General features: G+C 37.5%; 14 protein-coding genes. 7 read left to right on the top strand and 7 right to left on the bottom strand.

Annotated elements, in window-relative coordinates; genetic code table 11:
* Nucleotides 1-61 precede the first annotated feature (61 nt).
* The 3 genes from G7Y56_RS06255 to G7Y56_RS06245 all read right to left on the bottom strand — a co-directional run bounded on the left by G7Y56_RS06255 (nucleotide 62) and on the right by G7Y56_RS06245 (nucleotide 4807).
* Nucleotides 62-1507 carry a glycoside hydrolase family 57 protein gene (locus tag G7Y56_RS06255; protein WP_165041982.1) on the bottom strand — a complete coding sequence of 482 codons (1446 nt, stop codon included), beginning with the start codon at nucleotides 1505-1507 and terminating at the stop codon, nucleotides 62-64.
* A 16-nt stretch (nucleotides 1508-1523) separates the two neighbouring features.
* A complete protein-coding gene (locus tag G7Y56_RS06250) occupies nucleotides 1524-2783 on the bottom strand; it encodes a glycosyltransferase (protein WP_165021381.1) in 1260 nt (419 codons plus the stop codon).
* A 62-nt stretch (nucleotides 2784-2845) separates the two neighbouring features.
* The gene (locus G7Y56_RS06245) at nucleotides 2846-4807 is read right to left on the bottom strand and encodes a glycogen debranching enzyme N-terminal domain-containing protein (protein WP_165041980.1); all 1962 of its coding nucleotides are present in this window, start codon (nucleotides 4805-4807) and stop codon (nucleotides 2846-2848) included.
* 366 nt (nucleotides 4808-5173) lie between these two features.
* Between G7Y56_RS06245 and lgt the strand changes: the two genes are divergently transcribed.
* From lgt to G7Y56_RS06225, 4 genes are all read left to right on the top strand, one after another.
* Nucleotides 5174-6031: a prolipoprotein diacylglyceryl transferase gene (gene lgt, locus G7Y56_RS06240; protein WP_165021379.1), complete on the top strand. Its 858-nt coding sequence runs from the start codon at nucleotides 5174-5176 to the stop codon at nucleotides 6029-6031.
* A gap of 1 nt (nucleotide 6032) precedes the next feature.
* A complete protein-coding gene (locus G7Y56_RS06235) occupies nucleotides 6033-7238 on the top strand; it encodes an FprA family A-type flavoprotein (RefSeq protein WP_165021378.1) in 1206 nt (401 codons plus the stop codon).
* 133 nt (nucleotides 7239-7371) lie between these two features.
* On the top strand, nucleotides 7372-8574 hold the full coding sequence (locus tag G7Y56_RS06230; RefSeq protein ID WP_165021377.1) for a pyridoxal phosphate-dependent aminotransferase: 1203 nt from the start codon (nucleotides 7372-7374) through the stop codon (nucleotides 8572-8574).
* A complete protein-coding gene (locus G7Y56_RS06225; protein WP_165041978.1) occupies nucleotides 8571-9152 on the top strand; it encodes a non-canonical purine NTP diphosphatase in 582 nt (193 codons plus the stop codon). The genes G7Y56_RS06230 and G7Y56_RS06225 overlap by 4 nt, the downstream gene beginning before the upstream one ends.
* A 72-nt stretch (nucleotides 9153-9224) precedes the next feature.
* Here the strand turns inward: G7Y56_RS06225 and G7Y56_RS06220 are convergent, their stop codons facing one another.
* Entirely contained in the window at nucleotides 9225-9626 is a 402-nt protein-coding gene (locus G7Y56_RS06220) for a VOC family protein (protein ID WP_165021375.1), read from the bottom strand.
* Between the two features lie 30 nt (nucleotides 9627-9656).
* A complete protein-coding gene (locus G7Y56_RS06215; RefSeq protein ID WP_165041976.1) occupies nucleotides 9657-10427 on the bottom strand; it encodes a DUF6597 domain-containing transcriptional factor in 771 nt (256 codons plus the stop codon).
* Between the two features lie 303 nt (nucleotides 10428-10730).
* On the opposite strand from G7Y56_RS06215, the gene G7Y56_RS06210 reads away from it, so the two are divergent.
* The 3 genes from G7Y56_RS06210 (at nucleotide 10731) to G7Y56_RS06200 (ending at nucleotide 13831) form a co-directional block, all read left to right on the top strand.
* Nucleotides 10731-12227 carry an acetyl-CoA hydrolase/transferase family protein gene (locus G7Y56_RS06210; protein ID WP_165041974.1) on the top strand — a complete coding sequence of 499 codons (1497 nt, stop codon included), beginning with the start codon at nucleotides 10731-10733 and terminating at the stop codon, nucleotides 12225-12227.
* 79 nt (nucleotides 12228-12306) lie between these two features.
* Nucleotides 12307-12984, top strand: a complete 678-nt coding sequence (locus G7Y56_RS06205) for an RluA family pseudouridine synthase (RefSeq protein WP_165041972.1) — start codon at nucleotides 12307-12309, stop codon at nucleotides 12982-12984.
* Nucleotides 12985-13024: 40 nt separating this feature from the next.
* The gene (locus G7Y56_RS06200; protein ID WP_165021371.1) at nucleotides 13025-13831 is read left to right on the top strand and encodes a GNAT family N-acetyltransferase; all 807 of its coding nucleotides are present in this window, start codon (nucleotides 13025-13027) and stop codon (nucleotides 13829-13831) included.
* Here the strand turns inward: G7Y56_RS06200 and G7Y56_RS06195 are convergent.
* Both G7Y56_RS06195 and corA read right to left on the bottom strand, forming a co-directional pair.
* Nucleotides 13815-14942: a tetratricopeptide repeat protein gene (locus tag G7Y56_RS06195; RefSeq protein ID WP_165041970.1), complete on the bottom strand. Its 1128-nt coding sequence runs from the start codon at nucleotides 14940-14942 to the stop codon at nucleotides 13815-13817. The two genes, G7Y56_RS06200 and G7Y56_RS06195, sit on opposite strands and share 17 nt — an antisense overlap.
* Nucleotides 14943-14951: 9 nt before the next feature.
* Nucleotides 14952-16025, bottom strand: coding sequence for a magnesium/cobalt transporter CorA (corA, locus tag G7Y56_RS06190; RefSeq protein WP_165041968.1), 1074 nt, complete (start codon nucleotides 16023-16025; stop codon nucleotides 14952-14954).
* Nucleotides 16026-16034 lie beyond the last annotated feature (9 nt).

Here is a 16034-nt window from a genome sequence, read left to right as displayed (position 1 = left end):
TTCTGATATACAATAACAAAGCCTGCGATTTCTTCGCAGGCTTTGTTATTATTTAAGAAGTTTATTTTGCTTTCTTTTTGCTCGTAGTAGTTTTTTTATCTGGAACAACTTCTGTTTTAGTATTGGCAGCTTTTGCCTCCACCGGAGCAGGCTTTGCATTCTTAGACTTTGCAGGAGCAGTTGTTTTTTCAGACGAAGCCGCTTTCTTTGCAGGAGTAACTTTCTCTTTTTCTACCGACGGTTTCAGTTTAGTTAACTGACTTTGAAGTTTCTCTATTTCATCTGCCTGATTGTGAATAGTAGTCAATAAAGCATTCAATTCTTCATTATCGATCGTGCTAGGAAATTCGGCTTCCATACGTTCAATCAGATCACTCAATACATTCATATAGTTATTGAATGCCTCGTAAGGCGATGTGTATGGACTGAAAGGCAGGGCTTCTTTAGTTCCCATGTAATAAAAATGGTCACTCGATTGGAGGTAAGTCCAGTCTTGTATCAATCGCTTCGATTCAGATAAATGAATACGATCTGCTATCTCATACAATTTGTTGAATGCCTCTTGCTGCAATGTATTGCCTAACCAAGGAGAAATATCCCTCTCCTCTCCCACCCATGAAATAGGGTTTAATGAAGATATGCGATCCACCGGCTTTAGCTTCTCTAATACATCGGATGGTGTAGAAAATGTTATGTTTTTATCAGCTGCAAATCTTGGCAAAGCCTTCATAAAATCGAATATACCAGAACTCCTCTTTTGGAAGTTTCCAAGAACTTCATAATTCATAAACAGATTAACTACCTGCTCTTCTTTTGGCGTATCTGCGATCCAATTGATGAACTTATCGGCAGTCAAAGGATATTCGTTCCAGCTATAATTAGAAAATCGCACGGCAATATCATCGCTAAAACGTGAATTACGAAGCAATAATTTCAATTTAGGTTGCTCAGCCGACTGATAAAGATAGTTAGGACTTTTCCATCCTAGCGTGCGTTTCGCACCTTCGGTTATCATACCAGCAAAACCCATTTCATGAACCATTCTAGCTATTTCGTCTGAAAAGATAAGTTCAGAGTTCCGAAACACTTTAGGTCGTTGTCCGAACAGCATTTCTATCTTATCATCATGAAGTTTTACTTGCTGCTGGAAGCCAAGTGGATCGATCAGAGAGACTAACGAATGTCCATAGGTTTCAGATAAAAACTCTACACACCCTGTCTCAGCCAATTCTTTAAAACCATCTATTACCTCGGGAGCATATATCTCTAATTGATCTAATGCCACACCCGATATAGAAAATGCCACCTTAAATTTACCCTTATACTCCTTTATCATATCCAGCATCAATCTGTTGGCCGGCACGAAAGATGTTTCCGCTACACGCTGCATAAAATCCTCATTAGCAAAGTCATCGTAGTAATAATGATCTCCACCTATATTGAAGAATCTATAACGTTTCAATCTATGAGGCTGGTGTATCTGAAAATAAAAACAAATCGTCTTCATATCTATTATAATTGAATTATTGACATAAGTTATTATATATATCCCGCACTTTCTGTCCGGCATATTCCCATTTTATTTCATCCACTTCGGCTTTCCCTTCTTTACTCAGAAAATCAGCCATGGCTGGATATGTACAAATTGAATAGATTGCATCCGCCATTGCTTCTATATCCCAATAATCTGTCTTTATAGCCATATTGAGGATTTCAGCACATCCCGATTGTTTCGAAATTATAGTCGGTATGCCACACTGCATAGCTTCTAGCGGAGAAATACCAAATGGTTCCGAGACCGAAGGCATTACATACACATCGCTTCGCTTCAACATCTCATAAACCTGTTTTCCTTTGAGGAAACCCGTAAAGTGAAAACGATCCGATATTCCCTTCTGAGCGGCTAGATAGATCATTTTTTCCATCATATCACCGCTACCAGCCATTACAAAGCGCACATTATTTGCCCTTTCTAAAACACTGGCGGCAGCTTCGACAAAATATTCAGGTCCTTTTTGCATCGTAATACGTCCAAGGAAGGTGACTATTTTATCATTAGAACCTCTGGTCGGATTTATCAACTGAATCTCAGTACTTAAAGGTTCTACCGCATTATGTACAGTAGTTACTTTAGCCGGATCCTGATGATATTTATCTATCACTGTGCGACGTGTTAGTTCGCTTACACAAAGAATATGATCGGCATTGTCCATACCGTCTTTCTCTATCTGATAAACCTGTGGGTTCACATTTCCCCTACTTCGGTCGAAATCGGTAGCATGCACATGAATAACAAGAGGTTTACCCAAAACATTCTTAGCATGCAATCCTGCCGGATAAGTCAACCAATCATGAGAATGAATAATATCGAAATCATAAGTACGGGCTATCACACCTGCTACTATAGAGTAATTATTTATTTCCTGTAAAAGATTATCGGGATATTTACCCGAAAATTCGATACATCCTAAATCATTCGTTCCTATATAGTTGAAATCAGCATAGATATTATCACGCAAATTATAATACTCCTGGGGATCCATGTATTTTGATAAGTGTTCGTTTACAAAATCCCATTGTACATCGCGCCAAGCAACAGGAGTATTGCATGCGCCTATAATCTTAAGAAAACTCTGATCTTCATCACCCCAAGGTTTTGGTATAACGAATGTAATATCCATATCCGGTTGCATAGCCATCCCTCTGGTCAACCCAAAGCTGGCAGTACCCAAGCCTCCTAGAATATGTGGTGGAAACTCCCAACCAAACATTAATGCCTTCATATATTTTTAGTTTTTAAGCAATCACAAATTGAGGAATAATAAGCTCTTATCATAACTGTTTTTCAATATTCGTCTTCAAATGCTTTCTGCAAGGTGAGTGCGCGCAGCACCCCCGCTACATTGGTGGCATACGATATAGCCCCATGACCCGAGTAAGGTACACTACCATCATACAAAGCCGACAAAGAACCGATACAATCATTAGACATTTCATCCTCTACACCTATCAATAACCTATCCAGAAATGATAATCCGCTACGTTGGAATATCCTCAGATACCCTTCCATATAAGCACCTAACAACCAAGGCCATGCAGCCCCATTATAGGCACTATACACCTTATCCATTGCAGAGCCTTCGCAACGCGGGCGGAACCCAACACTTTTAGGGCTCAAGGTCCGAACACCTTTTGAGGTTAATAACTCTTTCGTAACAATGTCCAGAATAGATTTACTCTGTCGCTTATCGAGCAGCTGATAGTCACCGGATATTGCCAGAAGCATATTAGGACGAACACTCCAATCTACATAATTACCATCTACATAATCGTATAGATAACCTCCCTCATTAAGGAATGTATCGACAAATGCAGATTTAACTTTCCCTGCCAAAAGACTCATATCTTTCTCCAGCTTTGTATTACTCAATGCGTTGGCAATCTCCTGATTAAATGCTATTGCATTATACCAAGCCGAATTAACTTCGACTAAAAGCCCTGTACGGGAAGTCGGTTGCCCTCCTGATTGGTTATTCATCCAACTGGGAAAACCAATATTAGCATCTGTATATAACAACTTGTTATCCGACAACTTCAAATTCGGATGTTTTCCTTTTTGTATAAAATGAACGATCTTATTTACAAGTAGTGCATACTTGGCATAAAATCGTTCATTATCAACATCTGCAAATTTTTTCAATGCCCGTACTACCCATAGTAATACATCGGCATTATCTATATCTTTCAAGAATCCGGATAGTGGCTTACCTTCCAAAAAGTTATTTATTGTAGGAATCGCCGTATCCATTACCTCTTCAAAGGCTTCATTCTTATCAATTGATAAAGTTAAACCCGGCAAAGCCATAAATTGTTCACGGGCTCTGACCTCTCCCCATGGGTAACTATTTCTGATATATAGCTCGTCTTTTGACGGACGAAAATAGAATTGATGTCCTGAATTCTTCAGGCAGTTAAAAAATGAGGAACGTGGTGTACGAGCCTTAATACCATCCTCGAACACCGAAAGAAGATTATCTGTCTTTGCAGGCTCATCGCTTGCCGAGAAGATAATAGATTCCCCTTTAGCGATAGGCAGCTCGAAGTAGCCCGGCACATAAAGGTCTTCTTTATGTGGCAAACCATCTTGCATGTCTTTTTGATATTCGATCCCTTTATACCAACTTGGGTCAAAAATAAAATTCGCCGCTTTGTTGAATTGCATAAACAAATCCGGATATCCGCTATACATACACATACTAATACCTTTTTCGACCTCTTTGTAGCCATGGTTTGCTGCTGAATTCTCGACTGCAAGGTTATTTATTTCTCGGAATGCCAGAAATGGCTTGAAGCGGATTGTTGTAGGTGAGTGTGCATCTAATAATGTATACCGTATATAAATAGTATTATTCTTGAGCGAAAACATCTTTTCTTTAGACAAGATAACACCTCCCACGCGATATACCGTTCGGGGTAAGCAGTCGCAATTAAACTCCCTTATGTACTTATGCCCCATCGGACTATAATTATCCCCATCGTATTTATGGATACCGAGATTAAACTCCGCACCATGCTGTATTACAGTCTCATCAAGCGACGAAAGTAAAACATGATTCGAATTATCCAAACTGGGCACAGGCACTACTAGAAGCCCATGTTGCTTCCTGGTATTGCATTCCACGAGCGTTGTACAATGATACGCCCCTCTCCGGTTAGTCCTGAGTATCTCTCTATTCAAAGAATACTCCAGATTGACCATCCGAGACATATCAAACTTCAAGTAACTATCAGATTTTTTACCTTTCATAGCTATCATTCCAATTTTATATATTTAAAGTCCAGAGGTAAGCCCTTTATTAATGAGGGTCTCCTATTTATGTTTATAAAGATAATAAAAAATGTTAATGAAAAATAGCTTCAAAAGATGTTTATTAACATAAAATAAAATAGTTTAAAAAAGCAGCCTTAATCATCCTTATTTAGAATTGTTTTACATTACGCAAACACACTGCTATCGCAATCAAACAGCTATTGTATAAGGTATTTTATTACAAATATGTTAAACAAACCATCACAACTTAAGTTTAAAATAGATGTCTATTCATTAGTATTTTATTATATTTGCAGTCGTAAAAACTAAAAAGTACCAAAAACTAAAAAGAACAGACCAAATATGCTATCATTCATCACTTGGGATATAGATCCCGAAGCTTTTAATCTGCTGGGTAGAGAAGTACGCTGGTATGGAATATGCTGGGCAATAGGTGTTTTATGCACAAGCATGGTGGTTCAGAAGATATTCCAAAAAGAGAAACATCCTGAAAAATGGTTCGATTCATTATTCCTTTATGTAGTAATAGGTCTTCTTGTAGGCGCTCGTCTAGGGCACTGCCTGGCTTATTCTCCCGAATACTATTTAAGTAATCCGCTGGAGATATTCAAAGTATGGGAAGGCGGACTGGCAAGCCACGGAGGAGCTGCCGGAATGGCTTTAGCCGTTTGGATACATTCTCGCCGAATAACAAAAATGGGCATAATATGGTCTTTAGACAGGCTAATAGTGGGTATTGGCATCGGAGCAGCATTTATACGCGTTGGCAATCTTATGAATTCGGAAGTATACGGAGCTCCCACCACGCTACCTTGGGGATTCAACTTTGTAAGAGACAGAGCATGGCACATGCCTTTAGATATGGGAGGATCGGGCGAATTACCTTGTCACCCTACTCAAATATATGAAGCATTAATATATCTGGCTATTTTCGGACTCACTTTATATATGTTCTGGAAGACGAATGCCAAAGAGAAGAAAGGGCTTATACTTGGCGTTGCATTAATTGGCATATTCCTTTCCCGAATATTCATCGAAATGATAAAGAATGTACAAGAGCCATTCGAAGTGCAAATGCGAGCAACCTACGGACTCGATATGGGTCAAATACTAAGTATACCTTTTGTGTTATGGGGGATATGGCTGGTATGGAATGCACTGAGAAAAAAAGATGTAACTATTATAAACAACAAAAAATAATATGCTTAAACCAATTCAAATAAAGAAAGATCTTTATTATATCGGACTAAACGACCGCACTAAGCACCTTTTCGAGAATCTATGGCCTCTGCCTAAAGGTGTCTCTTACAATTCTTATCTGATCACCGACGACAAAAACGTATTATTCGACACTGTTGATATTTGCTATTCAGATATCTTTTTCCAAAAATTAGAGACTGCTCTTGATGGAAAACAGCTCGATTATGTGGTTATCAACCATATGGAACCAGATCACTCCGGATCGCTAGGTCTCTTAAGAAGCAAATACCCAAACGTACAAATCGTTGGAAATAAGCGTACTGCCGATATGGTAGAGGGATTTTTCGGTATTACAGATAATGTGATGGTGATCGAAGATGGTGACCAGCTATCACTCGGCAAACACAATCTTGCTTTCTACCTTACGCCAATGGTGCACTGGCCTGAAACAATGATAACATACGAAACAACTGAAAAAATCATTTTCTCAGGTGATGCTTTCGGAACTTTTGGAACATTAGATGGTGGTATCACAGATTCACAATTACACCCCGAAAGATATTACGATGAAATGATTCGTTACTATTCGAATGTAGTAGGCAAGTTTGGTTCTCCTGTTCAAAAAGCATTGGAAAAACTAAGCACTATCGATATTAAATACATCTGCTCTACCCATGGTCCGGTATGGACACAGCCGGAGCAAATAAATAAAGTAATTTCTATCTATGACAAGCTTAGCCGCTATGAAGGAGACGAAGGTGTAGTTATTGCCTATGGCAGCATGTATGGAAATACAGAACAAATGGCTGAAACAATAGCTTATGAGTTGGCTCAACAAGGTATAAAAGAAGTCATAATACATAGCGTATCAAAACGATCTCATTCATATATTATACGTGACATTTTCAAGTATAAAGGATTAATCGTTGGTTCACCGACATACAATAATAAATTGTTTCCGGATGTTGAATACCTATTATCGAAAGTAGAAGGACGCGATATGAAAAATCGCTATTTCGGATACTTCGGCTCATATACATGGTCAGGAGCGGCAGTAAAACGTCTTACAGAATTTGCCGACTCTACCAAATTTGAGATTATAGGTTCACCCGTAGAAATGAAACAATCTATGAGCCTTGATACATACGACTCATGTATAGCCCTCGGGAAAGCGATGGCGGATAGATTAATATTAGACCGAAAATAAAGATACGTTTCCTCTTGAATAAAGCGCCGAAATAGTATTTTCGGCGTTTTTATTTTATATACTATTATATTTACAATGCTCTTTTCGTATATTTGCGACTTATTGTTTTTAAAATTAAAATAATATATTTATCATGCCAGTAATCTCAGAACGAGGAATCGAAATGCCAAATTCTCCTATCAGGAAATTGGCTCCGTTATCAGACTCAGCCAAAGCTAGAGGATTGAAAGTATATCACCTTAACATAGGTCAACCCGACATAGCCACTCCTGAAGCGGGACTCGACGCCATTCGCAATCTCGATAGAAAAATACTGGAATATAGCCCCAGCGATGGATACAGATCTTACAGAGAAAAACTGGTAGGCTATTATGCGAAATACAATATTAATGTTTCGGCAGATGATATTATCATAACTACCGGAGGATCGGAAGCTGTATTATTCGCATTCCTTGCTTGCTTGGATCCCGGTGATGAAATAATTGTACCTGAACCGGCTTATGCCAATTATATGGCTTTCGCTGTATCGGCAGGAGCTGTTATCAGAGGTGTATCTTCAACTATAGAAGAGGGCTTTTCGTTGCCTTCTATCGATAAGTTCGAAGAGCTCATCAATGAGCGCACCAAAGGGATTATGATTTGCAACCCTAATAATCCGACAGGCTATCTATATACTCGTGCAGAAATGAATCAGATAAAGAGTCTGGTTCAGAAACATGATTTATTTTTATTTTCTGACGAAGTTTATCGTGAATTCATATATACAGGCTCACCCTATATATCTGCATGTCATCTGGTAGGAATAGAGGACAATGTTGTATTAATCGATTCCGTATCGAAACGTTACAGCGAATGCGGTATCCGAATAGGTGCTCTAATCACCAAAAACAAAGAACTACGAAACACCGTAATGAAATTCTGTCAGGCACGACTTAGTCCACCCCTCATCGGGCAGATAATTGCAGAAGCATCCCTTGACGCCGATCCCGATTATTTCAGAGATACGTATGACGAATATGTAGAACGTCGTAAATTTTTAATAGATGGGCTCAACCGCATCCCGGGCGTATATTCTCCTATACCAATGGGCGCATTTTATACAGTAGCCCGTTTGCCGGTAGATGATGCCGATAAATTTTGCGCATGGTGTCTTTCCGATTTTGAATACGATGGTCAGACTATTTTTATGGCTCCGGCATCAGGTTTTTACACAACAGCAGGATTAGGTAAAGATGAAGTTCGGATAGCCTATGTACTTAATAAAGAAGATTTAGGAAATGCTTTGATCGTTCTCGAGAAAGCATTAGAAACATATAACAGCTTGCCCCGTAAATGAAGAATAAATTAGTTTTTGCAACCAATAATGCTCATAAACTTGAAGAAGTAAGTGAGATTGTAAAAGATACTATCGACATACTTAGTCTTAAAGATATTGGTTGCTTCGAAGATATAGCCGAAACAGGCACTACGCTTGAAGAGAATGCATTGATAAAAGCACGCCATATTAAAGAAAAATATGGATATGACTGCTTTGGCGACGACACAGGACTCGAAGTAGATGCTTTAGATGGTGCGCCGGGTGTTTATTCTGCACGTTATGCAGGCGAAGGGCACGACTTCAAAGCAAATATAAATAAGTTGCTTAAAGAGCTTGAGGGAAAAGAAAACAGAACCGCCCGATTCAGAAGCGTTATTGCACTTATCTTAAATGGAAAGGAATACCTTTTTGACGGAAAGATAGAAGGTGTTATTACAAAAGATGAACGAGGAACAACCGGTTTTGGATATGACCCTGTATTTCAACCAAATGGCTACAATGAGACTTTTGCTGAATTAGGCGCTGACGTGAAGAACGAAATAAGCCATCGGGCGTTGGCCGTTAAGGCTTTGTGTGACTTTTTGAATAAGCGGTAACATATTATCCCCCATATATGTTTAAGCGGGCGAGACTCATCATAGTCTCGCCCGCTTATTATTTGTATTTCTTTACTGCTTTACCGCCTCTTTATATTCATCCGACATTTCTCGGTCAGAATAGATATATAATGTATTCCCCAGAGGATCAAATATCGTAAACGACCGATCTCCCCACGGTTGATCCTGCAAATCGCGTTGAACCGGAAGTTTATTCTCCACAATCAATCGCTGATACTCCGCATCTACATCTTTAACACCCAAATTAAGAGTAACACCTTTTTCTCCATAAACAGGAGTATCGTCTTGTGGTATCATAAACTGTAACGTCAAACACCTCTCTTTATTAAAAACGATACTTACGTACCAACCACAATCGAAAATAATCTCACCAGAGAAATATTTCACATAAAATTCTTTACACTCTTCTACTTTCGTAGTATGGAAACAAATTGACAGACCTTCTAATTTCATTTCTTTTATTTTTTTGATTTAAATACAAAATTAGATATTATCAAAATCATAGTATTGTAAAAATCGGACATCAGCTCCCAAATCAATTTCTTTAGGGGTAAACCCTGTATATTTTTTGAAATCTTTGATAAAATGAGACTGATCGAAATAACCTATAAAATCAGATTTGTCTTTCTTAATCCTTGCTAAAGAATCCTTGAAACGAACTATTTTAGCATAATCCTTTGTACTGATACCAATCAGCTCATTCATTTTACGATTAATATGCCTTGCACTTAGCCCGACAGAATTCGAAATAGATTGAATAGATGTTATACCGGAAGATTCACCTATTTGCTTGAAAAGATATTTGAGCTTGATATCTTCTTTCTCGTTCTTAATTAATAACAATAGACTTTCATCGATGTACTTAATAACTTCAAGAACCGACTTATCGCTCTTTGTTTCTATTATTTCATCATTAAATCCCCATGCCTTCAAAGGCAAAGAACAGTAATTATTCAATATATCTTTGATACGAATATCCAATAAAGAATATAAAGCCAGTGGTTTAAACCGAATTCCGATTATCTGCCCCTGAAGATAATCGAGCGACACCATCTTACTCCAGATTCCGGTTAATTGCGTATCCACGATATTACCTGATTTAAAAGATATGAGCAAATCGAAATAACCATCGGGCATAATATCAAAAGAATGAACAGTATCCGATTCATTACTGAAATACCAATACGACTTCACATAATCAGCCAATAAAGGATGGGGCGTAAATTCACGATATGTTATACAATCTTCAGTCATTGGTCATAAATAAGTCTTTCAAAATGTAAAAATAGAGAAAACCGGACAAGTATCATCATTCGTTAAGAAGATTGCTAAAAATAGGATATAGTATCTAATTTTTAATCAATTAAAATAGTTCTTCATCTAATAATTTTGTACTTTTGCGTCGGTTTTGCTAGACTAATTAAACTGCAAACCTATTTATTATTTTCTGACGTACAAAAGAGGCAATCTGTTATGATTTTAGATATACACCATCAACTGTTTTGCTCCGGTTATTATAGAATTTATTGATACTAAACAAAATATACTACAACAAAAATGGCTTTAAAATTTGTAACTGCTGAAGAAGCAGCATCTCTTATCAATGACAATGATAATGTGGGATTTAGTGGCTTTACACATGCCGGATGTCCCAAAGTAGTACCCGTAGCATTGGCTAAAAGAGCCGAAGAAGAACATGCGAAAGGTAACCCGTTTAAAATCGGTATGTTCACAGGAGCATCTACAGGCGACAGTTTGGATGGTAATCTTGCCAGAGCGCACGCTATTAAATTCCGTACACCTTATCAAACAAACAAAGATCTAAGAAATGCTATCAACAGTGGAGAAGTTAAATATTTCGATTTACACCTTTCTACTATGGCTCAAGATATCCGTTACGGATTTTTCGGCTCTGTTGATGTTGCAGTTATCGAAGCATGCGATGTTACTGAAGATGGCGAAATAGTACCAACTTGTGGTGTAGGTATCTCCCCGACAGTAGCTCGTTTAGCTAAAATTGTGATTGTAGAGCTTAACAAATGGAATCCTAAAGAAATGAGAGGAATGCACGACTTAACTGAATTGCAAGACCCTCCTACACGTAGCGAAATAGGTATCCATGCAGTACGTGACCGTATTGGTAAAGACCACATAAAAGTAGACCCAAGTAAAATTGTAGTTGTTGAATGCAATACACCTAACGAAGGTGGTGGTTTTGCTCCTGTTGACGAAATAACTGCAAAAATAGGTGAGAACGTAGCTAATTTCTTCGTGAAAGAAATGGCCGAAGGACGTATGCCGAAAACATTCCTACCCGTACAATCGGGTGTGGGTAATATTGCCAACGCAGTACTAGCTGCAATGGGTGATAGCAAAGAAATCCCTGATTTTGAAGTTTATACGGAAGTTATACAAGATGCTGTTATAGATTTGATGGAAACAGGTCGTGTTAAATTTGCCAGTGGATGTTCATTGACTGTAAGTAATCCTTGCATCGAAAAAATATATAAAAACCTGCCTTTCTTTAAAGAAAGAGTAGTACTTCGTCCATCTGAAATTTCGAATAACCCCGAAATAGTTCGCCGACTAGGTGTTATTGCTATCAATACGGCAATAGAAGCCGACATTTTCGGAAACGTAAATTCAACCCACGTTATGGGAACTAAGATGATGAATGGTATTGGTGGATCGGGCGACTTTACCCGTGGAGCTTACGTTTCTATATTCGTAACACCTTCAATTGCTAAAGACGGAAAGATCAGTTCTTTTGTTCCAATGGTGGCACATCAGGATCACAGCGAACATTCGGTAAAAATATTCATCTCGGAATACGGAGTTGCCGATCTACGTGGCAAATGCCCTAAAGATCGTGCTGAATGCATTATCGAAAACTGTGTACACCCTGACTATCGTCCGTTGTTAAGAGAATATCTTGCACGTGGCGAAAAGGGACAGACTCCTGTCAATTTGTACGATGCGTTTGCATTCCATGAAGCATTTATGGAAACAGGCAATATGCAAAACATAAAATGGAGAAAAGAGAAAAAAGCTTAACCTATAGCTAAATATTATAGTGAAAACCTTTCGATTATCTGATCGAAAGGTTTTTCTTTGTATTATAAACAGATAAAGCATGACAGTTCTCTACGAAGACAATCATATTATAATCGTCAATAAAACAGTTTCCGAGATTGTGCAAGGAGACAAAACAGGCGATAAACCACTCTCTGAGATTGTAAAAGAGTGGTTAAAGGTAAAATACAATAAACCCGGGAATGTATTCTGTGGTGTGACTCATCGTCTGGACAGACCGGTAAGCGGTATCGTAGTCTTTGCTAAAACGAGTAAAGTATTGCCCCGACTGAACGAGATGTTTAAAAATAAAGATGTAAAGAAAACCTATTGGGCTATCGTTAAGAATCAACCTAAAGAACCAATAGGTACTTTAAGGAATTATCTTATAAAGAACGAGAAACAAAACAAATCGTATGCTTACGATTCTGAAAGGCCAAATTCGAAACTGGCAATATTACACTATAAACTCATTGCCCGTTCGGATAAATACAATTTGCTTGAAATAGATCTTGAAACCGGCCGACATCATCAAATTCGCTGCCAGTTAGCAAAAATGGGATGCCCGATAAAAGGTGACCTGAAATATGGAGCAGACCGCTCGAACCCCGATGCAGGAATTAGTTTGCATGCACGCAGTATATCATTTATACATCCTGTATCGAAAACACAGATCGATATAACAGCGCCCCTCCCTGATGACAATTTGTGGAGTGCTCTAGAGAAAAGCATAGTATAGAAGGATTAAGATTACAGTATTATTTAACCTGCCTTACAAAGTGAAACAATTTGAAAAAGTTAATTTAGATTCTTTAAAAGAATTTAGAGAAGGGTATTTTAATAGTATCGTTTTTGCTCAGGAGCTATTTATAGAATGGATGGTTGCAAAGGGCGAATGTTATCTGATAATAGATAATCAGGAAATGATAAGAAAAGTAATAGGTTACTATATAATATCAGAAGATCACATCCTTATAGAATTCTATTTAGTACCCAATTCGCTGACTCAGAAAGAAAAGATTTTCAAACAAATAATTATAGAAAAATCCATATCTAAAGCATATTGCAAATCATTCGATCCTATTTTATTAGCTTGCTGCCATACTTTTTCCGAATCAAATAATGTAATTGGCACTCTATTTCGGGACTATTTACTCAATACATACATTAAACTGGATAGTAATATAAGTGTCCGCTTGGCGAAAGAAGGTGATATCAATTTCTTGCTTACCTTCGACAGCGACTTATATGAAACACCGGAGGAACTTCGTTTCACCGTATCGAATAAAGCTCTTTATATGTTTGAGAAGGAAAAGGAACTTATCGGTTGCGGATACCTTATTCGGATATTACCCGATAAAAAAGATTACGATATAGGTATGTGGGTCAATCCCGAATTCAGAAAACAGGGCTATGCTACACAGATAATAGCATACCTCAAAGAATATTGCCTCTTGCATGGGTACAGATCAATCTGTGGATGTGCCGTAGAGAACATCGCTTCGCGAAGAACATTAGAGAAGAATGGTTTTGTTAGCAAATACTGCTTACTAGAATTTGATTTTCAGACTATTCTTTTAAAGTAACCGCAGTTGGTTTCAGCACTCCATTTATTATATCTTTGGCAAAACTTTTCAGAGTACTATAACTAACAATCGAATCGAAGAAAATACCATAAGTATAAATCTTTCCATCTTCTATTTTTGCTAATCCATAGTTATTTGTTTCGGGACTGTATTGAAGTTGCACCTCACAGATCACTTTCCCGTCGGGATTCAATACATAAAACATATTTTTAAGGTAAAAATAAGGGCGATCACCCGTCTGATAACGCTCGTAGGCATGAATGGAATTACCTGCAATTATAAAATTGTCAATACATATTTTGTCGTCCAACTCTGTATCATTCAACATCCCACCCTCATGTGCTTTATATAATTTCGATTTATAACTATCTCCCGCTTTATAATCTCCTAAAGCATAATAACATTGTATAAGTTTTTCAAATGATCGGTAATCGTCGGGAAAATGCTCTATCAAATCTTTAAATGCCGGTATTGCTTTCTGATATTCGCCTTTCGTGTATTCTATGAATCCAATATTATATATTACTGTAACATATAATTCCTTGTCTTTTACAACTTTCGATTTAGCGACGTTAAAAGCCTTAAGCGCAGACTCATAATCATCTAATGAGGTATAAGCAACACCTAACATGTAATACGCCCTTTCGGATGGTTTGATCTGCTGAGTTGCTTTTTTATAAATCTCAATAGCCTCGCTTATTTGCTCCAACCCGAGATAAGAGTCACCTAAATTAGTATAATACTCGGCTTCGCGAGGTGATAATGCAATCGCCTTTTTAAACATATTAACAGCATCCTTAAAGTTACCCGTTGCAGAATATACCAAACCTTTTAAATTGTAAGCCAACGAATTATTTGCATCTTTTTGAAGAGCTAAGCCTGCGTATCTATTGCAGTTATCGAAGTCGGACAATTTGAAATATGCAGATGCGACATAACCCAACTCTTGTGCAGATAATGTGCGGGGTTTACCTGCATACTGGTCTACAAGCTCTTGATACTGCTCATCATCGAATAATACCTTTATATCTTTTATTGGTTGTACTGCCTGAGAAAAGCTCATCAAGATAGAAACCGATATAAATAAAACTATAGCTATAATCCTTCTCATAATAGTATCTTAAAACCAATTCCTTTTTTTCAAAAAATAACCTGCCAGAAAACCAACAACAATAAACGTAATCCAAGCAAAAACATAACCATACGGGGATTCGATCTCAGGCATAAATTTAAAATTCATACCCCATACACCAGCAAGGAAAGTCAATGGAATAAAAATTGTAGAAACAATTGTCAATCGCTTCATTATCTCATTCATCCGCATATTACTATTGCTATAGTGAAGATCAATGAGTGAAACCAGTAACTCATGACAAGCCTCCAAATCACTCAAAACAGTACGTAATTTATCGTCATAATCGTTTATATAGACTATATTTTCATCTTTTATCAACTTATTGGAATTACGTAATAGGTTACTGTATTCCTCTCTGAAAGAAACTATAGACCTTTTCATCTTGATATATTCCATTCTACGTGCACGCAAGAAATTCATTATGTCCAACGAATTACGTTGGGCTATCAGTTGATCTTCTGCATCTAACAATTGATCCTCTATCCTAATTGAAGCATTCATATACAATGAATTAACGCTATTCAAAAGCACATACAATAGAAAATCAGCCCCATTGCGACGAAGAGGAATATGATTATCATTAAATGCTTTCTTCACATCATCGAAAACCGGCATCGGCGATTCCTGGAAACTTATAACAAAATTATCACCCAATATAAATCCTATCTGAAAAGATTCGAATTCACCATTTGTGTTGAAAAAGAAACCGGGCATTAAAACAAATGATACTTTATCATATACAACTGCCTTAACTACATCCTGATCTGACAACAAATCTTTAATATCGAAGCCATGTAATCCACAACCACGACAAATTTGATTGATGCGAGTAACATCGGAAACGCCTACTGTCTTAAACCAATTTATTTTATTCAGTTTTATCTCGTTCATTATATCAGTATCAGGCGGAATATTTTTTACATCAATCTCTGATTCGTCGTATTGAATAAGCTCTATCTGAGTAGGAATATCATTCTCTCCTTGATAGATGGGTGTTGACAAGAATTGACTTTCCCGACTTTGCTTATGCCTGCGTTTTTTCAATGTTCGTTTAGCCATACTCGTATC

The organism is Dysgonomonas sp. ZJ709 (assembly GCF_011039195.1).
Classification (GTDB): domain Bacteria; phylum Bacteroidota; class Bacteroidia; order Bacteroidales; family Dysgonomonadaceae; genus Dysgonomonas.
The sequence above is the reverse complement of the archived record's forward strand: the minus strand, read 5'-3'. Positions and strand labels throughout refer to the sequence as shown.

What these genes read in the sequence shown, in the direction of transcription:
- G7Y56_RS06255 (WP_165041982.1), bottom strand. Translation starts at nt 1,507, where the DNA reads ATGAAGACGATTTGTTTTTATTTTCAGATACACCAGCCTCATAGATTG.
- G7Y56_RS06210 (WP_165041974.1), top strand. Translation starts at nt 10,731, where the DNA reads ATGGCTTTAAAATTTGTAACTGCTGAAGAAGCAGCATCTCTTATCAAT.
- G7Y56_RS06235 (WP_165021378.1), top strand. Translation starts at nt 6,033, where the DNA reads ATGCTTAAACCAATTCAAATAAAGAAAGATCTTTATTATATCGGACTA.
- G7Y56_RS06220 (WP_165021375.1), bottom strand. Translation starts at nt 9,626, where the DNA reads ATGAAATTAGAAGGTCTGTCAATTTGTTTCCATACTACGAAAGTAGAA.
- G7Y56_RS06245 (WP_165041980.1), bottom strand. Translation starts at nt 4,807, where the DNA reads ATGAAAGGTAAAAAATCTGATAGTTACTTGAAGTTTGATATGTCTCGG.
- G7Y56_RS06225 (WP_165041978.1), top strand. Translation starts at nt 8,571, where the DNA reads ATGAAGAATAAATTAGTTTTTGCAACCAATAATGCTCATAAACTTGAA.
- G7Y56_RS06250 (WP_165021381.1), bottom strand. Translation starts at nt 2,783, where the DNA reads ATGAAGGCATTAATGTTTGGTTGGGAGTTTCCACCACATATTCTAGGA.
- G7Y56_RS06230 (WP_165021377.1), top strand. Translation starts at nt 7,372, where the DNA reads ATGCCAGTAATCTCAGAACGAGGAATCGAAATGCCAAATTCTCCTATC.
- G7Y56_RS06195 (WP_165041970.1), bottom strand. Translation starts at nt 14,942, where the DNA reads ATGAGAAGGATTATAGCTATAGTTTTATTTATATCGGTTTCTATCTTG.
- lgt (WP_165021379.1), top strand. Translation starts at nt 5,174, where the DNA reads ATGCTATCATTCATCACTTGGGATATAGATCCCGAAGCTTTTAATCTG.
- corA (WP_165041968.1), bottom strand. Translation starts at nt 16,025, where the DNA reads ATGGCTAAACGAACATTGAAAAAACGCAGGCATAAGCAAAGTCGGGAA.
- G7Y56_RS06205 (WP_165041972.1), top strand. Translation starts at nt 12,307, where the DNA reads ATGACAGTTCTCTACGAAGACAATCATATTATAATCGTCAATAAAACA.
- G7Y56_RS06215 (WP_165041976.1), bottom strand. Translation starts at nt 10,427, where the DNA reads ATGACTGAAGATTGTATAACATATCGTGAATTTACGCCCCATCCTTTA.